This is a genomic window from Pseudorhodoferax sp. Leaf265 (assembly GCF_001422365.1).
Taxonomy (GTDB): domain Bacteria; phylum Pseudomonadota; class Gammaproteobacteria; order Burkholderiales; family Burkholderiaceae_C; genus Pseudorhodoferax.
Genome location: NZ_LMMT01000039.1, coordinates 318,327 through 342,826, shown reverse-complemented (window position 1 = coordinate 342,826; position 24,500 = coordinate 318,327). Strand labels below are relative to the sequence as shown.

Sequence of the window (24,500 nt, the reverse complement as noted above, 5' to 3'; positions counted from 1 at the left end):
TCACAGGGGCCTGCGCCCCATTGCTCGTCTATTTGCGGGTGCGCTGCAGCGCTGCGGCAAAGCTCTTGAGCGTGGCCACCGGGACCTCGCCCACGGCGGTCAGCCACCAGTCCTCGCTGCGGCGCATCAGGGATTGTGTCGCGCCCATTCCCACCAGCCCCTCCTTGAGGTGGCGCTGTGCATCGTACGGCTCCACGAACAAGGACACCGAGGCCAGGCCGTCGGAGAACACCCATTGCATGGTGCTGGGCGGCATGCCCGGCTGCGGCGCGCGCTTGATGCAACTCATGGAGCGAAAGCCCGGCACGGGCTCGCTCAGCGCCCAGCCCTCGGCAGCAGGGTCTGCCACCAGCGTCTCCACGCGCTCGGTGCGGTAGCCCGCTGTCTTGTTCATCATGCGCGCCAGGCTGTCCAGGCGCACAGGCGCGTCGATCTGCAGCTCGGAGAAGGCGGCCTGCTCGAGCACCTTGCCGTCCACATCCAGCGTCTGCAGCTTGATGACCAGGCCGGACTTCTTCTCGCTCCAGACCCGGTAGCCGAAGCGCAGTTTGTCTTTGGGCTTGAGCAGCACGATGTCGGCCTCAAAACCAGCCACGCGGTCCTGCCCGAGCCGTTTGGCGCCGTAGAACTCGGCGATCGAGGTGTCGGCGGCTTGCAGCAGATTGGGGAACAGCCCCAGGGCCTCGCGCTTTTCCATGCGCGCGACCTTGCTGTCCTGCAAGAAGGTGACGACATGGTCATTGCGCCTGAAGGTGGTGCGCGGCGGGCCCGTCAACGCGTCCACGCGCTCGATCTGTTGCTCGCCTTCGCAGGCGTGCCAGATGCGCGCGCTGGCCAGCATGGCCTCCGACGACACGACGAAGGTGCCGGTGTAGGCGCGCTTGCGCGAGGCATCATGCATGCGCGTCAGCCACTCGCCGATGCTGCGCTGCTCCACCGCCGCAGGTGCGGCGTCCACCGTCGCTGGAGCGGCCTGCGCCAGCGCGGTGCAGGCGGCCAGACCCAGGGAAACCACGGCCACCGCAGCGCGGCCGGACGACAGCATGGACATCGACAGCAAACTCACCCTTGACCGGCCATCAACGCTCCGGCGCCGTGAACGTGGCGCTGCGCAGCAGGCCGGCGGGCACGGGCATCTGCAACGCGCTGGAACTGCCCGCCTGCTTGTGTGCGGCCAGCAACTCGTCCAGGCGCGCATCACGCAACATCACCTGCGCCTCGCCGCTGGGCAGCCGCACTTCCTGCTCGACGACCTGCGGCGCCGCCTTGGCCTCCACGACGGGCGACTCGACGGCGGCCACCTGGGGCTGCGGCACGGGGGAACCTGCGCCACCGACCACAGTCCAGGCCAGCGCCGCGACCGCGACGAAGGACGCGCAACCCGCCACCATCTTCCAGCGGAAGCTCGCATCGTTGGCCGGCTCGCGGCCATGCACCACCACGGCCACCGACTCTGCCACCGGCATGGCCACTGGGCGCGCAGGCACCAGTGGCGGCTCCTGCGCCAGCCGTGTCTGCAGGCGCGACAGGAAGTCGGAAGAGGCGTGCACGGCGGTCTGCTCGCCACCGCGCAGCACGTCGCCGATCAGGTGGTAGGTCTGCCAAGTCGCGTGCAGGCCATCGCGCCCGGCCCGGGGCGCCGCCATCAGCTGCGCGGTCTCGTCGCCATCGAGTTCGCCGTCGGCCAACGCCGAAAGCCGTTCGTGCAGCTTCAACACATCGTCCTGGTTCATCGTCGTCACCTGCATCACTGTTTCCGCCGCGCTGTCACCAGCGCTTGCCCGACTGGTTTTCCAGCAGGGGCTTGACCTTGGCCGAAATCGCCTCGCGCGCACGGAAGATGCGGGAACGCACCGTTCCAATGGGGCAATCCATGGCTTCGGCAATTTCTTCGTAGCTGAGACCTTCGATCTCGCGCAGCGTCACGGCCTGGCGCAAATCCTCGGGCAAGGCTTCCATGGCCATGTTCACCACCGAGGAGATTTGCTTGGCCGCCAGCACGGTGTCCGGCGTCTCATGGCTGATTGGTTCGGTTTCGCCGCGGTAAGTTTCATCGTCGTCGTCACCGGAGCGCAACGCGGCCTCCGCAACGGTGGGATCGCGCTTGAAATCCATCAGCGTCTTCTTGGCCGTGTTGACCGCGATGCGGTACAGCCAAGTGTAAAACTGTGCATCGCCGCGGAACTTCGGCAGCGCGCGGTAGGCGCGGATGAAGGTTTCCTGGGCGATGTCTTCGACGAGGTCCACATCGCGCACCATGCGGGCGATGAGCCGCTGAATGCGGCGCTCGTACTTGAGCACCAGCAGTTCAAACGCGCGCTGGTCGCCGGCAACCGCGCGCTCGACCAGCACAAGGTCGCTGTCGCCGGCCGGGGGCGTCGCCCCGCTCACCGCTGAGGCTCCGGCGACGTGGGTGCCGCAGCGCGGCGCTGGCACAGGGCACGGCGCAGGGCGCTCCAGCCGGCAGGCGCAGCGGCACGCTCCAGCCAGCGCCAATGCACGCGGCCGGGCGCGCCCACCATGCGCACGAGCACGGCCGCTTGCAGGTCCAGGTGAAGGGCCACGGTCACGGCGCGCTCATCCGTCTGCGCAGCGGCGTCCGGCAGCCACCACCAGGCCTGACCGTCCCAGCGCAACTGCCCGGCATGCATGCCGCGCCATTGGAGAAAGAGGACGGCCGCTGCCAGCAACCAGCTGGCACCGACGACAGCCAGTGCCGCTGCCGACAGGCCGGATACCCAGCAGTACAGGTAGGGAGCGGCCGGCATCAGGCATAGCCATGCCAGTGCGTGGCCGGCGCGCGCGGACCGCGGCACCGGATAACGGACCGCCGGAGCGCTGTGCATGCCGAACAGGATGGGTGCGGATGGCTCAGATGCGCTTGAACACCAGCGAACCGTTGGTGCCGCCAAAGCCGAAGTTGTTCTTCAGCGCCACATCGATGCGGGCATCGCGGGCCGTGTTGGCGCAGTAGTCCAGGTCGCACTCCGGGTCCGGATCGGTCAGGTTGATCGTCGGCGGAATCTTCTGGTGGTGCAGCGCCAGAATCGTGAACACGCTCTCGATGCCACCCGCGCCGCCCAGCAGGTGGCCGGTCATGGACTTGGTCGAGTTGACCGCCAGCTTGTACGCGTGCTCGCCGAACACCGCCTTGACGGCGTTGGTCTCGTTCGCGTCGCCCAGCGGCGTGGAGGTGCCGTGCGCGTTCAGGTGCTGGACCTGGTCCGGATTCAGGCCCGCGTTGCGCAGCGCCATCTGCATGGAGCGGCGCGGGCCGTCCACGTTCGGCGCAGTGATGTGGTACGCGTCGCCCGACATGCCGAAGCCAACGACTTCGGCGTAGATCTTGGCGCCGCGGGCCTTGGCACGCTCGTACTCTTCGAGGACGACCACGCCGGCCCCCTCGCCGAGCACAAAGCCGTCGCGTCCCTTGTCCCACGGACGCGAGGCGCCCTTGGGATCGTCGTTGCGCGTGCTCAAGGCACGTGCGGAAGCGAAGCCTGCGATGCCCAGCGGCGAGACCGTGGATTCGGCGCCGCCGGCCACCATCACGTCGCAATCGCCGGACTCGATCATGCGGGCCGACAGGCCGATCGCATGCAGGCCGGTGGTGCAGGCCGTGACCACGGCGATGTTCGGGCCCTTGAAGCCGTACTTGATCGAGACGTGGCCGGAAATCATGTTGATGATCGAGGCCGGCACGAAGAACGGCGACACCCGGCGCGGGCCGCGGTTCACCAGTTCGGCGTGGGTCTGTTCGATCATGGGCAGACCGCCGATGCCCGAGCCGATGTTGCAGCCGATGCGCGTGGCCTCTTCCTCGCCCAAGGCTTCGCCCGTGGCCAGGCCGGAGTCCGCGACCGCCTGGCATGCCGCAGCAATGCCCAGGTGCATGAAGCGGTCCATGTGGCGCGCTTCCTTGTCGGGGATGTAGCTGGCGACGTCGAAGCCCTTGACTTCACCTGCGAACTTGCAGGCCAGGTTGCTTGCGTCGAAGCTCTGGACCAGATCGATGCCGGACTGGCCGGCCAGCAAGGCCTGCCAGGACGACTCCACCGTTGCTCCAACCGGGCTCAGGCAGCCCAGACCTGTGACGACGACACGACGACGCGACATAAGCGGCGGTTCCCTTCGGCCTCAGGCCTTCTGGTGGCTGTTGGCGTAATCGATGGCGTTCTGCACCGTGGTGATCTTCTCGGCGTCTTCGTCCGGGATCTCGATGCCGAACTCATCTTCCAGCGCCATGACCAGTTCAACAGTGTCGAGCGAGTCGGCGCCCAGATCGGCAACGAACGACTTCTCGTTCGTGACTTGCGACTCCTCCACCCCCAGTTGCTCGGCAATGATCTTCTTGACGCGTGCTTCGATATCGCTCATGGTTCCCTCTTAGGGTTTGTAAAGAATCGGTGATTTTAGCGAGGCGGCTTCACCGGCAGTTGTCCCCCGCTGCGCAGGGAATCCGCCGGCTGACCCACCGGCTACATGTACATGCCGCCGTTGACGTGCAGTTCCTGCCCCGTCACGTAGGCCGCCTCGGGCGAGGCGAGATAGGCCACGGCATGGGCCACATCGGATGGCTTGCCCAGTTGGCCCAACGGGATCTGGCCGAGCAGCGCCTTGTGCTGCTCGTCCGAGAGCTTGTCGGTCATGTCGGTGGCGATGAAGCCCGGCGCGACGCAGTTGACCGTGATGCCGCGCGAGCCGAGCTCGCGCGCCAGTGCGCGCGTCATGCCGGCCACGCCGGCCTTGGCGGCCGCGTAGTTGGCCTGGCCCGGGTTGCCGGATGCACCCACCACCGAGGTGATGTTGACGATGCGGCCGTAGCGCTGTTTCATCATCGCGCGCATGACGGCGCGGCTCATGCGGAAGACAGCCTTGAGGTTGGTGTCCAGCACCGCATCCCAGTCCTCGTCCTTGAGGCGCATGGCCAGCATGTCGCGCGTGATGCCCGCGTTGTTGACCAGCACGTGCAAGGCGCCATGCTCCTTGGCGATGGCCTCGACCAATGCTTCGCCAGCCTTCGCATCGTTGACGTCCAGCACGCGGCCGCTGCTGCCGGCATGGCCGGACAGCGCCTGCGTGATGTTGGCAGCGCCGGCTTCGCTCGTGGCCGTGCCGACCACCTTGAAGCCGCGTTGCGCGAGCTCCAGGGCAATGGCGGCGCCGATGCCGCGCGAGGCACCCGTGACCAGCGCGACCTGTTCGGAAATGGCGGGTGCGCTCATGCCGTCGCTCCTTCGACCTGTGCCCTGGCCTGGGCCAGCGTGGCAGGGTCGTAGATGGCGGCCGAGGCCAGTTCGGCGTCGATGCGCTTGACCAGGCCGGCCAGCACCTTGCCAGGGCCGCACTCGATCAGCGTGCCGATGCCGCGCGCCTTGATGGCCTGGACGCACTCGACCCAGCGCACCGGACCGAAGGCCTGGCGGTACAGCGCATCGCGGATCGCGTCGGCTTCCTGCTGCACGGCCACGTCGATGTTGTTGAGCACGGGAATCTGCGGCGCAGCCAGCGCGAGACCGGCCAGGCGTTCACGCAGGCGCTCGGCAGCGGGGCGCATCAGGCTGGAATGGAACGGCGCGGACACGGGCAGCGGCAGCGCGCGCTTGGCGCCCTTGCTCTTGAGCAGCTCGCAAGCCTTCTCGACCGCCAGCTTGCTGCCGGCGATCACGGTCTGCGCCGGGTCGTTGAAGTTCACGGCCTCGACGACTTCCCCTGCTTGGCCGAGCGCGGCCTGCGCCTCGGCGCAGCCGGCCGCGACCTGGGCACTGTCCATGCCCAGGATGGCAGCCATCGCGCCGGCTCCCACGGGCACGGCCTCCTGCATCGCCTGGGCGCGAAAGCGCACCAGCGGCGCCGCCTGGGCCAGCGTCAGCACGCCGGAGGCGACCAGCGCCGAATATTCGCCCAACGAGTGGCCCGCGACCACAGCCGGCGCCAGACCGGTCTCGGCCATCCAGGCACGGTAGGCGGCCACACCGGCCACCAGCATCACGGGCTGGGTGTTGGTGGTCAGCGCCAGGGCTTCCTTGGGACCTTCGTGGATCAGCCTGGCGACATCCTCGCCCAGCGCCTCGGAGGCCTCGGCCAGCGTCTGGGTCACGACGGCGTGGCCTTGCCAGCCGTCCAGCATGCCGACGGCTTGCGAGCCCTGGCCCGGAAAAACGAATGCGAATGGTGTGGTCATGTGGCATGGAAGGCGCGTGGAAGCCTTGGCAGGCGCCCGTCGCGCACGGTTTCCTCAGAAATTCAGCAGGACGGCGCCCCAGGTGAACCCACCGCCGACGCCTTCGAGCATCAGCAGATCGCCCTTCTTGACCTGGCCCTGGCGCACGGCATGGTCCAGGGCCAGCGGAATCGAGGCCGCCGAGGTATTGCCATGCTGGTCCACGGTCACGACGACCTTGTCCATCGGCAGCTTCAAGCGCTTCGCCGTGCTCTGCATGATGCGGATGTTGGCCTGGTGCGGAATCAGCCAGTCGATCTGGTCCTGCGTCTTGCCGGCCTTGGCCAGCGTGGCACGCGCCGCGTCTTCGAGCACGCCAACGGCCAGCTTGAACACCGCCTGGCCATCCATCTTGAGCAGTGGATCGCCCAGCACCGCGCCGCCGGACACGTGGCCGGGCACGCACAGGATGCCGACATGCTTGCCATCGGCATGCAGGTCGCTGGCCAGGATGCCCGGCGTCTCCGACGCCTCCAGCACCACAGCGCCGGCACCGTCGCCGAACAGCACGCAGGTCGTGCGGTCGTTGAAATCGAGGATGCGTGAGAACACCTCGGAACCGACCACCAGCGCGCGGGTGGCGTTGCCGGCGCGGATCATTGCGTCGGCCACGGTCAGAGCGTAGACAAAGCCGCTGCACACGGCCTGCACGTCAAAAGCCGGGCAACCGGCGATGCCGAGCTTGTGCTGCAGGATCGCGGCAGCCGAGGGGAACACCATGTCCGGCGTGGACGTGGCCACGATGATGAGGTCGATCTGCTGCGGCGCGATGCCCGCGGCTTCGATGGCCGCCTGCGCGGCCGGCACGGCCAGGTCGCTGCAGGTCACGTCCGGCGCTGCGAAGTGGCGCGCCCGGATGCCGGTGCGCTCGACGATCCATTCGTCGGAAGTCTCGATACCCTTGGCGGCCAGTTCGGCGGCCAGGTCAGCGTTGCTCAGGCGGCGCGGCGGCAGGTAGCTGCCGGTCCCCGTGATGCGGGAATAGGTGGGCATGGATGCTTGTCAGTGGGCTGCCAGCTCGACCGGGGCCGAAATTCCCGAATCGAGAGCCTGCTGCGGCGCGGTCTTGGCGATGCGTGCCTGCACCTGCTCCAGCAGCTTGTTGCGCGCCGCATCATAGCCGCGGTTCAACGCCTGCTCGAACGCAAAGGCGTCAGCCGAGCCATGGCTCTTGAACACCAGGCCACGCAGCCCCAGCAGCGCCGCGCCGTTGTAGCGCCGGTGATCGAGCCGGCCCTTGAGCGCCTGCAGCACCGGATAGGCGACCAGCGCAGCGGCCTTGGTCCAAACGCTGCGCGAGAACTCGGCCTTCAAAAAGCCGCTGATCATCGACGCCACGCCTTCGCTGCTTTTGAGCGCGACATTGCCGACGAAACCGTCGCAGACGACGATGTCGGTCGTGCCCTTGTAGATGTCGTTGCCTTCCACATTGCCATGGAAGTTCAGATGGCCGGCAGCGTGCGCGGCCTGGAACAGCTCGCCCGCCTGCTTGATGACCTCGCTGCCCTTGATCGCCTCTTCGCCGATGTTGAGCAGGCCGACCGTGGGCTCGTCGTGCCCCTTGAGCACCGACACCAGCGCAGCACCCATGAGGCCGAACTGCAGCAGGTGTTCGGCCGTGCAGTCCACGTTGGCCCCCAGGTCCAGCACCGTGGTAACGCCACCGCGTGCATTGGGCAATTGGGTGGCGATGGCCGGGCGGTCGATGCCGGGAACGGTCTTGAGCAGGTAGCGTGCGATCGCCATCAGCGCGCCGGTGTTGCCGGCAGACACGGCCACGTCAGCCGCCTGGTCCTTGACCTGGGCAATCGCCACGCGCATGGACGAGTCGCGCTTCTTGCGCAGCGCCACCTCCACCGGGTCGTCCATGCCGACGACCTCGCTGGCCGGAACGGCGCGCGCACGCGGGTGCGAGAAGTCCTTCAGGGCTTCGGGCAGGCCGACCAGCAGCAGTTGTGCATCGGCATGCTTCGCCAGGAACGCCTGGCACGCCGGCAGCGTGATGCCGGGGCCATGGTCGCCCCCCATACAGTCGACAGCCACAGTGATCATGGGCGCGACTGTACGTCCACGGGACGCACGAATTCGAGATGAAAGTGAACGGTCACCAAAACAAAGGCCCGTCGGCTACGCGAGGCAGCCACGGGCCTTGTGGGCGAAACGATCAGGCTTCGGACTTGTTCTTGAGCACCTGGCGGCCACGGTAGAAGCCGTTCGGGCTGATGTGGTGGCGCAGGTGGGTTTCGCCGGTGGTGGGTTCCACGGCGATGCCGGGCACGTTCAGCGCGTTGTGCGAACGGTGCATGCCGCGCTTGGACGGCGATTTCTTGTTTTGCTGGACTGCCATGCTTGGCTCCTTGGGTCAAAGTAGAGGTTTGCGGGGATCGCAACCCGAAAACTCTCACCGAGGGAGATATCTGGAGCGATCTGGCCAAAATCGAGCCCGACAACATCAGGCCCGCGGCACGCGAAGCCGGCCATTATAGCCCGGCTTCGAACACTTCGGCTAGCGAGCGTCCCCGCCGGGCTTTCGCTTGAAGTCGGCCAACACCTCGAAAGGGTTGGGCTTGTCGGCCAGGGCCTGCGCAAAGCCGGGATCGGTCACCTCCATCCGCACCTCGCCGGGGCAGTGTTCGTGGCGCGGCACCAGCGGCAGCGCCATCAGCAACTCGTCCTCGACCAGGGCCTGCAGGTCGAAGGCCGGGTCCAGCACCAGCACATCCTCGTCGGCATCCTCGTCCTCGCGCGCAGCCTGTGCCTCGTCGGCCACGAAGCGGAACCAGCGGTCCACCGCCAGCGGCTCGTCCACCGGCTCCAGGCAGCGCTGGCAGGTCAGCGGCAGCTCGGCTTCGGCCATGAGATGCAGCCAGATCTGCGGCGCCACGCCCGCCGCATCGCGCATCTGGCCCACGGCGCGCCAGCGCACGGGCCGGTCGGCGCCACGGCCCGAGGCCTCTTCCAAAAGTCGCGGGTGGTCGGCGAGTCGGTCTTCCTGCTGGCGATCGCCACCCGATTGGGCGAAGGCCTTGATGTCCAGGCCACGTGCCTGCTTGGGGACTGTCATGCGGGGCAGTGTAAGAGAATCGCGCCATGCCACGCCTCATCCTGGGATCGACCTCGCGTTACCGCCGCGAACTGCTGACACGTTTGCGCATCGCCTTCGACGTGGTGGCGCCCGAGGTCGACGAAACCCCGCTCGCCGGCGAAGCGCCGGCCGACCTCGCCCGCCGCCTGGCCCTGGCCAAGGCCCAGGCCGTCGCCACCCAACATCCGGACGCCGTGGTGATCGGCTCCGACCAGGTCGCCGACCTGCACGGCCAGCCGCTCGGCAAGCCCGGCGACCATGCGCGCGCCACCACCCAACTGCGCGCCATGCGTGGCCAGACCGTGGTGTTCCAGACCGCGCTGTCGGTCGTGCACGCCGCGCAAGGCTTCGCACAGACCGCCCTGGTGCCCGTGCAGGTGCGCTTTCGCAACCTGGACGACGCCGAGATCGAGGCCTACCTGCAGGCCGAGCAGCCCTACGACTGCGCCGGCAGCGCCAAGAGCGAAGGCCTGGGCATCGTGCTGCTGGACGCCATCACGAGCGACGACCCGACCGCCCTGATCGGCCTGCCGCTGATCCAGACCAGCCGCATGCTGCGGGCCGCCGGCGTGAAACTGTTGTGACCGGCCGCCTGTACCTGGTGCCAGCACCGCTGGACTTCGGCTGCGCCGAGCAAGCCCCGCTACAGGACGCGGTGCCGCTGGGCACGCTGCAGGTGGCGGCGCGCCTGTCGCACTGGATCTGCGAGAACGCCAAGAGCACGCGCGCCTACCTCAAGCGCGTCGACGGCGTCGTGCCGCTCAGCATGCCGCTGCAGCAGCAAACGATGACGGAGTTGCCGCGCGAAGTGCACAAGAAGGGCGACCACGGCCCCGGCTTCGACGCGACGCCACTGCTGGCGGCTGCGCTGCAGGGCCACGACATCGGCCTCGTCAGCGAAGCCGGCATGCCCGCGGTGGCCGATCCGGGCAGCTCGGTGGTGCGTGCTGCCCATGCCCTGGGCGTGGCGGTCGTGCCGCTGGTCGGACCCAGCGCGCTGCTGTTGGCGCTGGCCGCGAGCGGCCTCAACGGGCAGAGCTTCGCCTTCGTCGGCTACCTGCCGCAGGATGCCGAGGCCCGCACCGAGCGCGTGCGCCAGCTCGAAGCCCTTGCGCTCAAGACCGGCCAGACCCAGCTGTGCATCGAAACACCTTACCGCACGGAGACCCTGCGCCGCGCACTCGTGCAGACGCTGCAGCACAACACGCGGCTGGCGATTGCCACCGGCCTGACGCTGGACAAGGCCAGCATCCTGAGCCAGACCGTGAAGGCCTGGCGCCAACACGCCGAGCCCCTGCCCAACGCGCCGGCGGTCTTTGCGATCGGGCGCTGAAAGCGCTCAGCGCAGCGCCGGCACCGACTGGAGCGCGCGCAGGGCGCCCTCGCCCATGGCCGCACCGAAGCGCTTGGCCAGCCGCTCGGCCACGTTCTCGCGGCGCGTGTAATCGACGATCTCCTCGGCCTTGATCACGTCGCGCGCGACGTAGTCCAGGCTGCCCAATTGGTCCGCCAGACCCATCTGCACCGCCTGCTCGCCGCTCCAGAACAGGCCGCTGAAGGTCTCGGGCGTTTCCTTGAGCCGGTCGCCGCGGCCCTTCTTGACCACGCCGATGAACTGCTGGTGGATGGTGTCCAGCATGTTCTGGGCCAGCGTGCGCTGGTGTTCGCTCATGGGGCTGAACGGGTCGAGGAAGCCCTTGTTGGCACCCGCCGTCAGCAAGCGGCGCTCCACACCCAGCTTGTCCATGAGGCCGGTGAAGCCGAAGCCGTCCATCAGCACGCCGATGCTGCCGACGATGCTGGCCTTGTCGACGAAGATCTTGTCGGCGCCCACGGCGATGTAATAGGCGGCCGAGGCACAGGCCTCCTCCACGACGGCGTAAACCGGCTTATTGTGCTTGGCCTTGAGCCGCAGGATCTCGTCGTTGACCATGCCGGCCTGCACCGGGCTGCCGCCGGGCGAATTGCACAGCAGCACGACGGCCTGGGCACCTTGGTCCTCGAAGGCGCTGCGCATGGCAGCCACGATGGATTCGGCGCTGGCATCGGCACCGGAGGCGATCTCGCCCTTGATCTCGACCACGGCGGTGTGCGTGGACGAAGTGTCGGTCGTCGGCGCGGCCCGCAGCAGCAACAGCCAGGCCAGCGCGATGAAGAAGCCCAGCCAGGCCAGCCGCGTGAAGATCTTCCAGCGGCGGGCAGCGCGCTGCTCTTTCAGCGATGCAAAGGCCAGCCGCTCCAGCAGGCTGCGCTCCCATTGCGGATCGGACGGGGGGGAGCCGGCGGGGTGCGGGTCACTCATGGCGTTAAGGCTACTAAAAGAAAACGGGTTGCAATTGGGGCTGAGTATGCCAATGCACGACGCCGTCCGACTCGGACAGCGCAATCTTGACCAGACCACCGCGGCATGGGCCGCCGCCGCAGGCCCCGGAATCGGGCCGGTAGGCGGCGCCGTGGGTGGCGCACAACAGCCACTCGCCGCTGTCGTCGAAGACGCGGTTGGGCTGGTAATCCATCTCCATGGCCACGTGCGTGCAGCGGTTCAGGTAGGCGTGGGCCTGGCCGCGCCAGCGCACGGCGAATGCGCGGCAGGTCTGGCCCTGGTAGAGCACATCGAAGGGCACGGCCTCGCCGCCCTCGGCGAGGTCACGGGAATTGCACAGGGCGACGCGGTCCATGGCGGCGCTGCTTGCAAGCTTCAGGCCGGCACCAGCAGCCAGTCGTGCAATTCGCGGACCGAATGGGCCACGAACAGCGGCTGCAGCGCGGCGAATTCGCCGTGGGGATGCGCACCATAGCCCACGCCCACGCTGGAGCAGCCGGCGTTCAGCGCCATCTGCAGGTCGTGCGTGGTGTCGCCGACCATGAGAGTGCGCTCGGGCGCCACGTCGAATTCGCGCATGAGTTCGTGCAACATGCGCGGATGCGGCTTGCCGGCGGTCTCGTCGGCCGTGCGCGAACCGTCGAACAGGCCTTGCAACTCCACCACGCGCAGGGCCTCGTCCAGGCCGCGGCGCGACTTGCCGGTGGCCACGGTCAACAGGATCTGCTGCTGCTTGAGCGCGCGCAGCAGCTCCAGCACGCCGTCGAACAGCACGATGTCGTTCTGGTGCTGCATGTAGTGCACGCGGTAGCGCGCTGCCAGTTCGGGGTAGCGCTCGCGCGGAACGTCCGGTGCGGCATGGGCAAGCGCCTGCGGCAGCGCCATGCCGATCACGAAGGAAGCTGCGGTGTCCGTGGGCACGGTGCCGCCGACATCGCGCACTGCCTCCTGGATGCAGCGCGTGATGATGGCCGTCGAGTCGAACAGCGTGCCGTCCCAGTCGAAGGCGATCAGGTCAAAGCGTCTGGCTTGCATGCGGCGATTGTCACCCCTGGACCGTGACAACAGGCCGGCAGGCAGCCAGGAAACCGGTCAGCTCCGGCGGCAATGCCGCCTCCAGCTGCACCGTCTCGCCACTGGCTGGGTGCGTGAGCCGCAGCCGCCAGGCGTGCAGGAACATGCGCGACAGCCCCTGGCGGACCAGCGCCTTGTTCAGTGCGAAATCGCCGTACTTGTCGTCGCCCGCGATTGCATGGCCCTCGCTGGCCAGGTGCACGCGGATCTGGTGCGTGCGGCCGGTCTTGATGGTCACTTCCAGCAGGCTGTAGTCGGCAAAGGTCTCGGCCACCCGCACCAGCGTGATGGACCGCATGCCCTGCGGATCGTCAGCGGCCGCGATGCGCACACGGCGCTCGCCCTCGGTGCCGGGCTTGCCAGGCAACAGGTAGCGCACCAGCGGCTTGTCCAGCACCTTGCGCCTGGCCGGCCACTGGCCCAGCGCCAGCGCGAGGTAGGTCTTGCCGGTTTCTCGCTCGCGGAACTGGTCTTGCAGCTGCCGGAGCGCGCTGCGCTTCTTGGCCACCAGCAGCACGCCCGAAGTCTCGCGGTCCAGCCGGTGCACGAGTTCCAGCATGGGTGCGCCGGGCCGGGCCATGCGCAGCTGCTCGATCACGCCGAAATCCACACCGCTGCCGCCGTGCACGGCCACGCCGGCCGGCTTGTCTATGGCCAGGAAGGCCTCGTCCTCGTACAGCACCGGAAAGCTGCGGGCCGGCGTGCTGCGTGCCATGGCATCGGCCTTTTCCTCGGCGCGCTCGGACAGGCGCAAAGGAGGCAAGCGCACGCTGTCGCCCAGTGCCAGCCGCGTGGCGGCCTCGGCGCGGCCCTTGTTCACGCGCACCTCGCCGCTGCGGATGATGCGGTAGACATGGGTCTTGGGCACGCCCTTGAGCACGCGCAGCAGGTAGTTGTCCAGGCGCTGGCCCTCGGCATCGGGGCCGATTTCAACGAACTGTGCAGCCGGCGCTGACGGCCCCTGCGCTGCACCTATAATATTTTTCACCAGCGTCTCGGCCTAAGTGCTTGATAAACCACGAGTTTAGAGCACGACCCCGAAGACACTGGGAGGCGATGCCACTTGCAGGCGTCGGCAGCAGACCCCCGGCCCGCGCGGCCTCAGGTGGCAGCCGGTGGCTTGTGAGGCGGGCTGACGCAATTGAAACCCTGATACGGAATACCCCAAACCGGCCTGGCCGGGCTGCCCATGGCAGCGCAGCCAGGCTGGCGGATCAAAGCAAGAACATGGTGTGGAGGCCCCCTTCCCGAACCTGCCAGCCCGGGCGCGCGCCCGCCTGGCCGGGTTTGCGCGCAAGCCACGCACCACCCCGGCACGCCTGGCCGACCGCCGCACACGCGGCCCGGACAGGCCCTGCACAACCCTTGCTCCATCCACGCGCCCATGCCCCATTGCGCGAGCCCGATGGCTCGTGAATGACGGCTCTCCGGCAATTCCCTTCGTTTCAAGCGCGTTCGTTCAGGCATCAAACAGGTTCCCACGGGACCACGACGTTTTGACGACACACCGGGCTCCGCTGGAGCCCAGAGGACGCTACCCATGAAACGGATGCTGATCAATGCCACGCAGGCCGAAGAGCGCCGCCTGGCCATCGTTGACGGGCAAAAACTGCTCGATTACGAAATCGAGATCGAAGGGCGCGAGCAGCGCAAGGGCAACATCTACAAGGCCGTGGTCACACGGGTCGAGCCTTCGCTCGAAGCCTGCTTCGTCGACTACGGCGAAGACCGCCACGGCTTCCTGCCGTTCAAGGAAATCTCCCGCCAGTACTTCGCAGAAGGCGTCTCGGTCAGCCAGGCGCGCATCAACGATGTGATCCGCGAAGGCCAGGAACTGGTCGTGCAGGTCGAGAAGGAAGAGCGCGGCAACAAGGGCGCGGCCCTGACCACCTTCATCTCGCTGGCCGGCCGCTACGTGGTGCTGATGCCCAACAACCCGCGCGGCGGCGGCGTCTCGCGCCGCATCGAGGGCGACGACCGGGCCGAGCTCAAGGAAGCCATGGACCAGCTCGAGTACCCCAAGGGCTCGAGCATCATCGCGCGCACCGCCGGCATCGGCCGCAGCGCCCCCGAACTGCAGTGGGACCTGAACTACCTGCTCAAGCTCTGGAAGGCCATCGACGAAGCCGCCAAGAGCCTGCGCAAGCCCGAACTGATCTACCAGGAATCCAACCTGGTGGTGCGCGCACTGCGCGACTACTTCAACCACGACATCGGCGACATCCTGATCGACACCGACGACGTGTACGAGCAGGCCCAGCAGTTCATGGCGCACGTGATGCCCGAGCACGCACCGCGCGTGAAGCGCTACCGTGACGACGCCCCGCTGTTCAGCCGCTTCCAGATCGAGCACCAGATCGAATCGGCCTACGCGCGCACCGTGACCCTGCCCTCCGGCGGTGCCATCGTGATCGACCACACCGAGGCGCTGGTCTCCGTCGACGTGAACTCGGCCCGCTCCATCCGCGGCGGCGACATCGAGGAAACCGCGACCCGCACCAACCTGGAGGCCGCCGAAGAAGTGGCGCGCCAGATGCGCCTGCGCGACCTGGGCGGCCTGATCGTGATCGACTTCATCGACATGGAGGAGTCCAAGAACCGCCGCGACGTCGAGAACCGCCTGCGCGATTCGCTGCGCCAGGACCGCGCCCGCGTGCAGTTCGGCACGATCAGCAAGTTCGGCCTCATGGAGATGAGCCGCCAGCGCCTGCGCCCGGCCCTGTCCGAAGGCGCCTCCATTCCCTGCCCGCGCTGCGGCGGCTCCGGCCACATCCGTGACACCGAGAGCTCGGCGCTGCAGATCCTGCGCATCATCCAGGAGGAGTCGCAGAAGGACAACACGGCCTCGGTGCTGTGCCAGGTGCCGGTCGAGGTCGCCTCGTTCCTGCTCAACGAGAAGCGTGCCGAGATCGCCAAGATCGAACTGCGCCAGCGCATCAGCGTGCTGATGGTGCCCAACAAGACGCTGGAAACGCCGAACTACCGCATGGAGCGGCTCAAGCACGACGATCCGCGCCTGGACCAGATGCAGGCCAGCTACAAGCTCGCCGAAGAGGTCGAGGACCGCACCGGCGTCACGCGCCGCTCGCAGGAACCCACCAACAAGCAGACCCCGTTGATCAAAGGCGTGCTGCCCGACGCACCGGCCCCGCAACCCGTGGCCAAGCCCGTCGAGGCACCCGCCCCGGCACCTGCGCCGGCACCCGCCGCCTACGTGCCGCCCGTGCACGAGGAAAAGGGCTTCCTCGGCTTCATCAAGAGCCTGTTCGGCGCCCGTCCGGCCCCCGCGCCGGCGCCCGTGGCGCCCGCGCCCGTGGCTGCGCCCGCACCCGCGGCTGCGCCCAAGGCGGAAGGCCGTGGTCCACGCGGCGAAGGCCAGGGCCGTGGCGGCCGTGGCAACCGTGGCCGCAACGGCGAAGGCCGCGAAGGCCGCGAAGGGCGCGAGCCGCGCGAAGGCCGCGAAGGCCGTGAACCGCGCGAGGCCCGCGAGCCACGTGAACCCCGCGCACCGCGCGCCGACGAGGTCCGCGGCGAAGGCGCCGAGGCCCGCGGCCGTGGCCGCGGTGAACGCCAGGGCGGACGCCAGCGCGCCGATGCCGACGCCCGCAACGAAGGGCAGGCTGCGCTGCCGCTGAACGGCGAAGCAGGCGCAGACCAAGCCCCGGCCGAGCGCCAGCGCCCGCCGCGCAATGCCGAGCGCAGCGAGCGCGGCGAAGCACGCGAGCCGCGTGAACCCCGTGAGCCGCGCGAGCCACGCGAAGGCGGCCGGGGCCGCGGCCGGGGCCGTGGCGAGCGCGAGGAACGCATGGGCGGCGATGCCGAAGTCACCGGCAACACCGGCGAAGAGGCGGTAAACGATGCCCCAGCCCGTGCGGAGCGCGCCGATCGCGCGTCCTACTTCTCGGCACCGCAGGCGCCGGAAGCCGCACCACAGGCCGAAGGCACCGCCGAAGCCCCGTCCGCTGACGCCGATGAAGCCGCCCCGCGTGCCGATGCAGAAGAAGCGCCGCGCCGCGAGAAGCGGTCGCGCGACCGCTACGGCCGCGACCGCCGCGAGCGTGGTGGCGAGCGCGGTCCGCGCCCGGCCGACCAAGCCGATGGCGAGGCCGCCGACGCGGCACCCGCCACGCCCGTCGCGCCGCAAGCCGCGGCCGCATCGGAACCTGTGCAAGCGGCGGTGGCTCCACCCGTGGTGGCCGCACCGGCACCGGCACCGGCACCCTTGCCCGCACCGGCTCCCGTCGCCGCGGCACCCGCCGCGGCCGTCCTGCCCCAGGTGCCGGCCTTCACGCTGCCGGTCGGCGAACTGGAGCAGATCGCGCTTGGCTCCGGCCTGCAGTGGATCTCCACCGACACCGCCAAGAGCGCTGCCGTGCAAGCCGCCATCGCCGCCGAGCCCAAACCCGTGCATGTGCCGCGTGAGCGCCCGCCCGTGGTCCAGATCTCCGACGAGCCGCTGATCCTGGTCGAGACCCGCCGCGACCTGGGCAGCATGCAGCTGCCGTTCTGAAGCCGGTAGCGCCCCAACGAAAAGACCGCCTCTCGAGGCGGTCTTTTTTTGCCCGGCGTTTTCAGCACACCAGGCTGAGGTCCGGCATGGGATGCGCGGCGTCACCGTGGACGGCGTGCAGAGCGCGGCGCCGGGGTGCAGTCACCAACTCCGGCAGGAGGGCGACGTTGTCGCAGCGCCGCACGCCCGCGGCGGCCTTCGCCGAGCCGGGATCTACAGCAGCGCAGCCTCGCGCAGCGCCTGCTGCGAAGCGGCGCTGTCGCCGCGCTGCTCGGCCAGCGCCGCCAGCGCGCGCCAGGCATTGCGCCTGAGCTCCGCATCCTGCAGCCGGCCCTGGGCCTGCGTGAGCAGTTGCTGGGCCTTGCCCCACAGCTGGTGGCGCAGGCAGGCGATGCCAGCCAGGTACTTGAGTTCGGCGCTCTCGGGATGCTGGCGCTGGGCGGCTTCGATGCGTTCCAGCCATTGCAGGTCGCTCGCGCCGGCTTCTGCGCCGAAGCCTTCCTCCAGCGCATGGATGAGCTTGACCAGCACCGGCACCTGCTCGCGCAGGTTGGGCGCGCGCAGCAACTCGTCCCACACCGGCAGCAGCCATTGGCGCGACAAGGCCACATCGCCCTCCAGGGCCGCGAGGCGGTGGCCGGCCTGGATCGCGACCTCGGCCATGGTCTGCTCGGCCGGCTCCAGCTCGGCCCAGGCGCGCTGCAACTGCACGGGATCGTGTGCGCCCTGGATCAGCTCCAGGGCCAGGCCCTTCAGGATCAGGTGCGCGGCCTCGGGCGAGAACGCCCGGTGCTTGGCCAGCAACCGCGCCGTCTCCAGCGCCGGCAGGGTCTGGCGCGACAGCCGCGTGGCCTTGAGCCGCGCCCGCAACGCCAGCGTGCGGCGCGATGCGCCCTGCGGCATCGCGTCCAGCCACTGCAGCGCAGCCTGCGGATCGCGGTCGGCCAGCGCCCAGCGCGCGGCCTGCAGTTGCACGCCTTCGCGCGTCTCCTGCGCTTCACGCGCATCGGTTTCCTTGAGCAGCTGCTGCAGGTGCGTTTCGCGCGTCGTGCGGTCCTGCAGCGCGTGGGCACTCTCGGCGGCCACGAGGTGGGCGGTGGCCCGCAGCTTGCCGGCATGCTGGACCGGATGCCCACTGGCCGCCAGCATCTCTTCCTGCTGCAGCGCCGCCTCGGCCGCCTTGCGGGCCCGCAGGAAGCGGCCGGCCTGCTGGTGCGTCAGCGCATCCAGCACGGCGGCGTGCATGGCGCGCTCGCGCTGCTGCAGGCGCCAGCGCTGGGCCTGGCGCGGCATCGAGAACAGGGCCGACAGGCCGCGCAGCGCCAGGTGCAGCAGCACGAAGCCCAGCGCCAGCGTGGCCAGCACCAGGTTCAGCGACAGGTCGACACGGTAGGGCGGCAGGAACAGCGTGACCGTCCCCTGGTTGTTGCCAGCCAGCAGCGCAGCACCGGCCGCCAGGCCGAACAGCGCGAGGAACCACAGCAGGGCGCGCATCATGCGGTTCAGCGCCCCGCTGCCGCCGTGGCCAGGGCCGACAGCGTTTCGTCGATGCGCGGCAGCTCCACCGCCTTCAGTTGTGCCTGCACCTCGGACAGCGTGTTGGCGAACTGCTGCGTGCGCCGCGCCGCCGGATCGAAGTAGCGGTGCAGCATGAAAGCCGCGGCCGCTGCATCGGCGCGGGCCGACGGAAATTGCCGCGCCAGCAGGCCCATGCGCACGTTCAGCAGGCGCAGCTTGAGGTTCTCGCGCAGGAAGTAGGTCTGGTCGGGCGCGAGCAACGCGGCTTCGGGCTGGTCGATGCGCGACACGCGCATGAGCCGCGCGGCCTCGGTCCGCACCAGTTGCCAGATGCGCAGCCACCACTGCTCGGAAGGCGGCTCGGCCTCCACCTGCCCCTTGGCGAGGTTGGCGGCCAGCACGGCGTTGAGCATGGGCACGTCGTCGATCTGGCGCACCAGGTCGTCGAGCTTCTCGAGGATGGTTTGGGTGTCGGCGATCTGCGTGGAGCGAATCGCCTCGGTGTCGCGCGCAACCGCGCGGCGCACGGGCTCCAGCCGCGGCTGGGCCGCGCGTTCGAGGCGTTGGTCGGCCGTGCGCAGCGCCGCCAGCAAGGGCTCGGCCGTCAGCGTCAGCTGGGCCTGCTGCTGGGCCAGCCGCAGCGAGGACTCGAGGTCCACGACCAGGGTCTCGTCACGCGAGCGCGACAGGCTCGCGAGCAACTCGTCGATCTGCCCACGCTGCAGCGTGGCTTCGCCGAGCTTGGTGTCGGTCACGGCCTGGCGGGCGGCGGTCTCGCGGGCCAGGTCCTGCGCTTCGCGGGCCGCCGCCCGGGCTTCCATGGCGCGAGCCTGCGTGTCGGCACTTTGCCGGGCGAGGTTTTCCTGCATGCCGCCGACCTTCTGCCACAGCAGGCCGACCGCAGCCAGGGCCAGAACAACCAGCAAGGCCAGGAACAGCACGAGCACCCGCGGTGCGGTGGTGGCCGGCGGCCGGGCTTGGGGGGCTGGCCCTGCAGCGGCTTGGCCCGGCAGGGGTTCTGAAGACAGCTCGGCAGCGTTCATCGGGCGGATTCTATCGACGCGACCATGTCGTCCAGAGCGGGGCGCACGGTGTCGACCCGGCCGAAACCGGCCGCGCGTGCCGCCTCGGCGATGCGCGCATGCGTGGCCAGCGCGCGCGTGGTGCGCCAGTCGGCGCCAGGCAGCAGTTGCTGCAAGTGGCGCACCGCGTCGGAACTGCTGAACAGCCACAGCGCGTCGGTCGCGCCCGCGGCACGTTCACGCGTGGCCACATCCCAGCGCGGCAACTGGCGCGCATAGGCGGCCAGCGCATGCACGGTCGCGCCGACGGCTGCGAGCTGGTCGGCCAACCAGGGCCGGCCCGCCAGGCGGCCATCGGCATCGGTGCCTCGCACGATCAGCACCTGGGCACCGGCCAGGCTGGCATCGGTGCCGACCAGGCACCACAGCGCCTCGGAATCGAACTGCGGCGCATCGGCAGGCGGCGCGACCAGGGCCTGCGCCGGCACGCCGGCCGCCCGCAGAGCGCGCGCCGTGCCGGGGCCGGTGGCCCAGGCCGCCGTCTGCGCGGGCCAGCCGAGTGCAGCAGGCTTCGCCGCAAAGAAGGCCTCGACCGCATTGGCGCTCACGAACATCGCGGCGCGGCAGTCCGCCAGCTGGCCCCAGGCCGCGCCCACGGGTGCGGGATCGGCGGGTCGGATGTCGATCAGCGGCAGCGGCTCGGCCGCGAGGCCACGTGCGCGCAGCTGCTCACACCAGTGCTGCGCTTCGCGCAGCGGCCTCGTGACCAGCACGCGCATGCGCGCGTCAGCCCGCTTTGCGGGCACCACCGGCCTGCAAGGCCTCGGCCACCTGCAAGCCCAGCGCCTCGGCGGCGGCCAGGCTGTCGACCGGCCCCGCGACTTCTGCCCGCACGATGGCCCCCTGGCCATCCTGGTCGCCCCAGGCGGCACGCAGCTGCAGGCCACCATCGGTCCAGCGCGCATGCGCGGCCAGCGGCATCGAGCAGCTGCCGCCCATGGCACGGCTCACGGCACGCTCGGCAGCCGTGGCCAGCCAGGTCGGTTGGTGGGCCAGCGGCGCCAGCAGGGCCAGCAGGTCGGCACGGTCGGACCGCACCTCGATGCCCAGCGCGCCCTGCCCGGCCGCGGGCAGCATGCTGTCCTGCGCGAAGACTTCGCGGATGCGCTCCGCGAGACCCAGGCGCTTGAGGCCGGCCGCAGCCAGCACGATGGCCGCGAACTGGCCTTCGTCGAGCTTGCGCAGCCGCGTGTCCAGGTTGCCGCGCAGCGGCTGGATGTCCAGGTCGGGCCGCAGCGCCCGCAGCAGCACGGTGCGGCGCAGACTGGAAGTGCCGACCACGGCGCCCTGCGGCAAGGCGTCCAGCGACGCGTGGTGCGGCGAGACGAAGGCGTCGCGCGGATCCTCGCGCTCGAGCACGCAGGCCAGCACGAAGCCGGCCGGCAACTCCATCGGCACGTCCTTGAGCGAATGCACGGCGATGTCGGCGCTGCCATCCTCGAGCGCGGCTTCGAGCTCCTTGACGAACAGGCCCTTGCCACCCACCTTGCTCAACGAGCGGTCCAGGATCTGGTCGCCGCGGGTGGTCATGCCCAGCAGCTCCACGCGGTGGCCGCGCTGCGCCAGCAGGGCCTGCACATGTTCGGCCTGCCACAGCGCGAGGCGGCTTTCCCGGGTGGCGATGACGATGGTGGAAGAGGGAGAGGAGCGCACGCAGGTAACCAGTTCGTAATCGGCCACGGGGGCCGGATGCTAGCATGGGGTCAACCCGCATCAGGGCATGGCATTCTTCTTGCAGGGCGCTTGCACAGCCCCCGTTCCAACATGAAAACACAAGACCAGGCGCCCTCTTCCACCGCTGCGGCCGCAGCCCCCGCCAACGACGAGACGCCCCAGCGCAGCCGTGCCGCGGCGCGCGATGCGGAGCGGCCCCTGGTCGAGGACATCCGCCTGCTGGGCCGGCTGCTCGGCGACGTGATCCGCGAGCAGGATGGCGCGCCCGCCTTCGAACTCATCGAGCAGGTGCGCAAGCTCTCGGTCGCCTTCCGCCGCGACGCCGACGAAGAGGCCGACAAGGCGCTCAAGAAGCTGCTCAAGAGCCTGACGGCCGACCAGACCGTCAGCGTGATCCGCGCCTTCACCTACTTCAGCCACCTGGCCAACCTGGCCGAGGACCGCCACCACATCCGCCGGCGCGCCGTGCACGAGCGCGCCGGCAACACGCAGGAGGGCAGCATCGACGTGGCGCTGTCGCGCCTGCGCTGGGCCGGCATCTCGCCCAAGGCCATCGCGATGACGCTGGCCACGAGCTATGTCTCGCCCGTGCTCACGGCCCACCCCACCGAGGTGCAGCGCAAAAGCATCCTGGACGCCGAGCGCGACATCGCCCAGCTGCTCACCGCGCGCGACGAAGTGCGCCAGCGTGCTCAGCTGGCCGGCGCTGGCCGCGACGCGCTGACGCCACGCGAACTCGCCGCCAACGAGGCCCAGTTGCGCGCCCGCGTGATGCAGCTGTGGCAAACCCGGCTGCTGCGCTTTTCCAAGCTCACGGTGGCCGACGAGATCGAGAACGCGCTGTCCTACTACGAGGCGACCTTCCTGCGCGAGATCCCCAAGCTCTACGCGCAGCTCGAGCGCGAGCTCGGCCAGCAGAACGTGGCCAGCTTCCTGCGCATGGGCCAGTGGATCGGCGGCGACCGCGACGGCAACCCCAACGTCAGCGCCGAGACCATGGAATACGCCATGCGCCACCAGGCCGAGATGGCGCTGCGCCACTACCTGACCGAGGTGCACCACCTGGGCGCCGAGCTCTCGCTGTCGGCGCGCCTCGTCGACATCCCCGCCGAAATGCAGGCCCTGGCCGAGCGCTCGCCCGACACCAGCGAGCACCGCAAGGACGAGCCCTACCGCCGCGCACTGACCGGCATGTACGCCCGCCTGGCGGCCACGCTCAAGCAGCTGACCGGCGGGGACGCCGCGCGCCACGCCGTGGCGCCGCAGAACCCCTACCTGAAGGCCGAGGACTTCCTGGCCGACCTGCGCACCATCGAGGCCTCGCTCAAGTCGCACCACGGCGCGGCCTTCGCGGCGCAACGCCTGCACCCCTTGATTCGCGCCGTCGACGTGTTCGGCTTCCACCTGGCCACGCTGGACCTGCGCCAGAGTTCCGACAAGCACGAAGAAGTGGTGGCCGAACTGCTGGCCACGGCGCGCCTGGAGCCGAGTTACGCCGGGCTCGACGAAGCCGCCAAGCGTGCGCTGCTGCTGCGCCTGCTCAACGACGCGCGCCCGCTGCGCGTGCTGGGCGCGCAATACTCCGAGCTGGCGCGCCACGAGCTCGCCATCTTCGAGAACGCGCGCAGCGTGCTGCAGCGCTATGGCCGCAACGCCATCCGCCACTACATCATCAGCCACACCGAGACCGTCAGCGACCTGCTGGAGGTGCTGCTGCTGCAAAAGGAAGTGGGCCTCATGCACGGCCTGCTGGAAGACAACAAGGGCCAGGGCGCCAGCTGCGAACTGATCGTGGTGCCGCTGTTCGAGACCATCGAAGACCTGCGCAACGCCGCGCCCATCATGCGCGAGTTCTATGCGCTGCCGGGCATCGCGCGCCTGGTGCAGCGCTCCGGTGGCGAGCAGGACATCATGCTGGGCTACTCGGACAGCAACAAGGACGGTGGCATCTTCACGAGCAACTGGGAGCTGTACCGCGCCGAGCTCGCGCTCGTGGAGCTGTTCGACGAACTGTCCAGCAGCCACGACATCACGCTGCGCATGTTCCACGGTCGCGGCGGCACCGTGGGCCGTGGCGGCGGCCCGAGCTACCAGGCCATCCTGGCACAACCGCCCGGCACCGTGCGCGGCCAGATCCGCCTGACCGAACAGGGCGAGGTGATCGGCTCCAAGTACGCCAACCCCGAGATCGGCCGGCGCAACCTGGAGACCCTGGTCGCCGCCACGCTGGAGGCCACGCTGCTGCAGCCCACCAAGGCTGCCACGCCGGCCTTCCTCGACGCAGCCGCCCTGCTCTCCGAGGCCAGCATGCGCGCCTACCGCCACCTGGTCTACGAGACGCCCGGCTTCACCGACTACTTCTTCGAGTCCACGCCGATCCGTGAGATCGCCGAGCTCAACATCGGCTCGCGCCCGGCCTCGCGCAAGGCCAGCCAGAAGATCGAAGACCTGCGCGCCATCCCCTGGGGCTTCAGCTGGGGCCAGTGCCGGCTCACGCTGCCGGGCTGGTACGGCTTCGGTTCGGCGGTCGAGACCTTCCTGGCCGGCGACGGGCAGGACGAGGCCGCCGCGGGCCGCAAAAAGGTGACCGCTGCCAAGGACCGCCTGGCCCTGCTGCAGAAGATGTACCGCCAGTGGCCCTTCTTCCGCACGCTGCTGTCCAACATGGACATGGTGCTGGCCAAGAGCGACCTGCAACTGGCCTCGCGCTATGCCGAACTGGTCAGCGACGCGCGGCTGCGCAAGAAGGTGTTCGGCGCGATCGAGGCCGAGTGGCAGCGCACGGCCCAGGCGCTGGCGCAGATCACGGGCGAGAAGCAGCGCCTGTCCGGCAATGCATCGCTGCAGCGCTCGATCCGCCACCGCTTCCCCTACATCGACCCGCTGCACCACCTGCAGGTGGAACTGGTGCGCCGCTACCGTGCCGGCCAGACCGACGAGCGCGTGCGCACCGGCATCCACATCTGCATCAACGGGATCTCGGCCGGGCTGCGCAACACCGGCTGATACGC

Annotated in this window: 24 protein-coding genes; 4 read left to right on the top strand and 20 right to left on the bottom strand. The window is 69.3% G+C overall.

Features of this window, described 5'->3' with window-relative positions; all coding sequences use genetic code 11:
* Window positions 1-28 precede the first annotated feature (28 nt).
* From ASF45_RS30510 to ASF45_RS30455, 12 genes are all read right to left on the bottom strand, one after another.
* The gene (locus tag ASF45_RS30510) at window positions 29-1,051 is read right to left on the bottom strand and encodes a MucB/RseB C-terminal domain-containing protein (RefSeq protein WP_200932235.1); all 1,023 of its coding nucleotides are present in this window, start codon (window positions 1,049-1,051) and stop codon (window positions 29-31) included.
* Window positions 1,052-1,079: 28 nt separating this feature from the next.
* Window positions 1,080-1,733 (bottom strand): sigma-E factor negative regulatory protein, encoded by a 654-nt coding sequence (locus ASF45_RS30505; protein ID WP_056672872.1) that lies wholly within the window; start codon window positions 1,731-1,733, stop codon window positions 1,080-1,082.
* Between the two features lie 34 nt (window positions 1,734-1,767).
* Window positions 1,768-2,391 carry an RNA polymerase sigma factor RpoE gene (rpoE, locus tag ASF45_RS30500; RefSeq protein ID WP_056672562.1) on the bottom strand — a complete coding sequence of 208 codons (624 nt, stop codon included), beginning with the start codon at window positions 2,389-2,391 and terminating at the stop codon, window positions 1,768-1,770.
* A complete protein-coding gene (locus ASF45_RS30495; protein ID WP_056672560.1) occupies window positions 2,388-2,768 on the bottom strand; it encodes a hypothetical protein in 381 nt (126 codons plus the stop codon). The genes rpoE and ASF45_RS30495 overlap by 4 nt, the downstream gene beginning before the upstream one ends.
* Before the next feature lie 103 nt (window positions 2,769-2,871).
* Window positions 2,872-4,116, bottom strand: coding sequence for a beta-ketoacyl-ACP synthase II (fabF, locus tag ASF45_RS30490; protein ID WP_056672558.1), 1,245 nt, complete (start codon window positions 4,114-4,116; stop codon window positions 2,872-2,874).
* A gap of 21 nt (window positions 4,117-4,137) precedes the next feature.
* The gene (gene acpP, locus ASF45_RS30485; protein ID WP_056672556.1) at window positions 4,138-4,377 is read right to left on the bottom strand and encodes an acyl carrier protein; all 240 of its coding nucleotides are present in this window, start codon (window positions 4,375-4,377) and stop codon (window positions 4,138-4,140) included.
* Between the two features lie 101 nt (window positions 4,378-4,478).
* On the bottom strand, window positions 4,479-5,225 hold the full coding sequence (gene fabG, locus ASF45_RS30480) for a 3-oxoacyl-ACP reductase FabG (protein WP_056672554.1): 747 nt from the start codon (window positions 5,223-5,225) through the stop codon (window positions 4,479-4,481).
* The gene (gene fabD, locus ASF45_RS30475; RefSeq protein ID WP_056672553.1) at window positions 5,222-6,184 is read right to left on the bottom strand and encodes an ACP S-malonyltransferase; all 963 of its coding nucleotides are present in this window, start codon (window positions 6,182-6,184) and stop codon (window positions 5,222-5,224) included. Before fabD ends, fabG begins: the two co-directional genes overlap by 4 nt.
* Window positions 6,185-6,238: 54 nt before the next feature.
* Window positions 6,239-7,216, bottom strand: coding sequence for a beta-ketoacyl-ACP synthase III (locus ASF45_RS30470; RefSeq protein WP_056672551.1), 978 nt, complete (start codon window positions 7,214-7,216; stop codon window positions 6,239-6,241).
* 9 nt (window positions 7,217-7,225) lie between these two features.
* Window positions 7,226-8,275, bottom strand: a complete 1,050-nt coding sequence (gene plsX / locus ASF45_RS30465; protein WP_056672549.1) for a phosphate acyltransferase PlsX — start codon at window positions 8,273-8,275, stop codon at window positions 7,226-7,228.
* A gap of 112 nt (window positions 8,276-8,387) precedes the next feature.
* Window positions 8,388-8,570, bottom strand: a complete 183-nt coding sequence (rpmF, locus tag ASF45_RS30460) for a 50S ribosomal protein L32 (protein ID WP_005794249.1) — start codon at window positions 8,568-8,570, stop codon at window positions 8,388-8,390.
* Window positions 8,571-8,729: 159 nt separating this feature from the next.
* Window positions 8,730-9,287, bottom strand: a complete 558-nt coding sequence (locus ASF45_RS30455) for a DUF177 domain-containing protein (RefSeq protein ID WP_056672547.1) — start codon at window positions 9,285-9,287, stop codon at window positions 8,730-8,732.
* A gap of 26 nt (window positions 9,288-9,313) precedes the next feature.
* Here ASF45_RS30455 and ASF45_RS30450 point away from each other — a divergent pair, with 26 nt between their 5' ends.
* Both ASF45_RS30450 and ASF45_RS30445 read left to right on the top strand, forming a co-directional pair.
* A complete protein-coding gene (locus tag ASF45_RS30450; protein ID WP_056672545.1) occupies window positions 9,314-9,892 on the top strand; it encodes a Maf family nucleotide pyrophosphatase in 579 nt (192 codons plus the stop codon).
* Window positions 9,889-10,641 carry an SAM-dependent methyltransferase gene (locus tag ASF45_RS30445; RefSeq protein WP_056672543.1) on the top strand — a complete coding sequence of 251 codons (753 nt, stop codon included), beginning with the start codon at window positions 9,889-9,891 and terminating at the stop codon, window positions 10,639-10,641. Before ASF45_RS30450 ends, ASF45_RS30445 begins: the two co-directional genes overlap by 4 nt.
* 6 nt (window positions 10,642-10,647) lie before the next feature.
* Here the strand turns inward: ASF45_RS30445 and ASF45_RS30440 are convergent, their stop codons facing one another.
* The 4 genes from ASF45_RS30440 to ASF45_RS30425 are packed head-to-tail and all read right to left on the bottom strand — an operon-like array spanning window position 10,648 to window position 13,693.
* On the bottom strand, window positions 10,648-11,610 hold the full coding sequence (locus ASF45_RS30440) for a S49 family peptidase (RefSeq protein WP_082551367.1): 963 nt from the start codon (window positions 11,608-11,610) through the stop codon (window positions 10,648-10,650).
* 13 nt (window positions 11,611-11,623) lie between these two features.
* Window positions 11,624-11,986 carry a Rieske 2Fe-2S domain-containing protein gene (locus tag ASF45_RS30435; RefSeq protein ID WP_056672540.1) on the bottom strand — a complete coding sequence of 121 codons (363 nt, stop codon included), beginning with the start codon at window positions 11,984-11,986 and terminating at the stop codon, window positions 11,624-11,626.
* A 20-nt stretch (window positions 11,987-12,006) separates the two neighbouring features.
* On the bottom strand, window positions 12,007-12,666 hold the full coding sequence (locus tag ASF45_RS30430; protein ID WP_056672538.1) for an HAD family hydrolase: 660 nt from the start codon (window positions 12,664-12,666) through the stop codon (window positions 12,007-12,009).
* 10 nt (window positions 12,667-12,676) lie between these two features.
* The gene (locus ASF45_RS30425; protein WP_056672537.1) at window positions 12,677-13,693 is read right to left on the bottom strand and encodes an RluA family pseudouridine synthase; all 1,017 of its coding nucleotides are present in this window, start codon (window positions 13,691-13,693) and stop codon (window positions 12,677-12,679) included.
* A 552-nt stretch (window positions 13,694-14,245) separates the two neighbouring features.
* Between ASF45_RS30425 and ASF45_RS30420 the strand changes: the two genes are divergently transcribed.
* Entirely contained in the window at window positions 14,246-17,215 is a 2,970-nt protein-coding gene (locus ASF45_RS30420; protein WP_056672535.1) for an Rne/Rng family ribonuclease, read from the top strand.
* 213 nt (window positions 17,216-17,428) lie between these two features.
* Here the strand turns inward: ASF45_RS30420 and ASF45_RS30415 are convergent, their stop codons facing one another.
* From ASF45_RS30415 to hemC, 4 genes are read right to left on the bottom strand one after another with little or no spacing between them, the layout of a single operon-like run.
* A complete protein-coding gene (locus ASF45_RS30415; RefSeq protein ID WP_056672867.1) occupies window positions 17,429-18,709 on the bottom strand; it encodes a heme biosynthesis HemY N-terminal domain-containing protein in 1,281 nt (426 codons plus the stop codon).
* Between the two features lie 8 nt (window positions 18,710-18,717).
* On the bottom strand, window positions 18,718-19,776 hold the full coding sequence (locus ASF45_RS30410) for a uroporphyrinogen-III C-methyltransferase (protein WP_156473244.1): 1,059 nt from the start codon (window positions 19,774-19,776) through the stop codon (window positions 18,718-18,720).
* Entirely contained in the window at window positions 19,773-20,534 is a 762-nt protein-coding gene (locus ASF45_RS30405; protein ID WP_056672533.1) for a uroporphyrinogen-III synthase, read from the bottom strand. The genes ASF45_RS30410 and ASF45_RS30405 overlap by 4 nt, the downstream gene beginning before the upstream one ends.
* Before the next feature lie 7 nt (window positions 20,535-20,541).
* Window positions 20,542-21,468, bottom strand: a complete 927-nt coding sequence (gene hemC / locus ASF45_RS30400; RefSeq protein WP_056672865.1) for a hydroxymethylbilane synthase — start codon at window positions 21,466-21,468, stop codon at window positions 20,542-20,544.
* 111 nt (window positions 21,469-21,579) lie between these two features.
* On the opposite strand from hemC, the gene ppc reads away from it, so the two are divergent.
* Window positions 21,580-24,495 (top strand): phosphoenolpyruvate carboxylase, encoded by a 2,916-nt coding sequence (gene ppc / locus ASF45_RS30395; protein ID WP_082551366.1) that lies wholly within the window; start codon window positions 21,580-21,582, stop codon window positions 24,493-24,495.
* The last annotated feature ends 5 nt before the right edge of the window (window positions 24,496-24,500 follow it).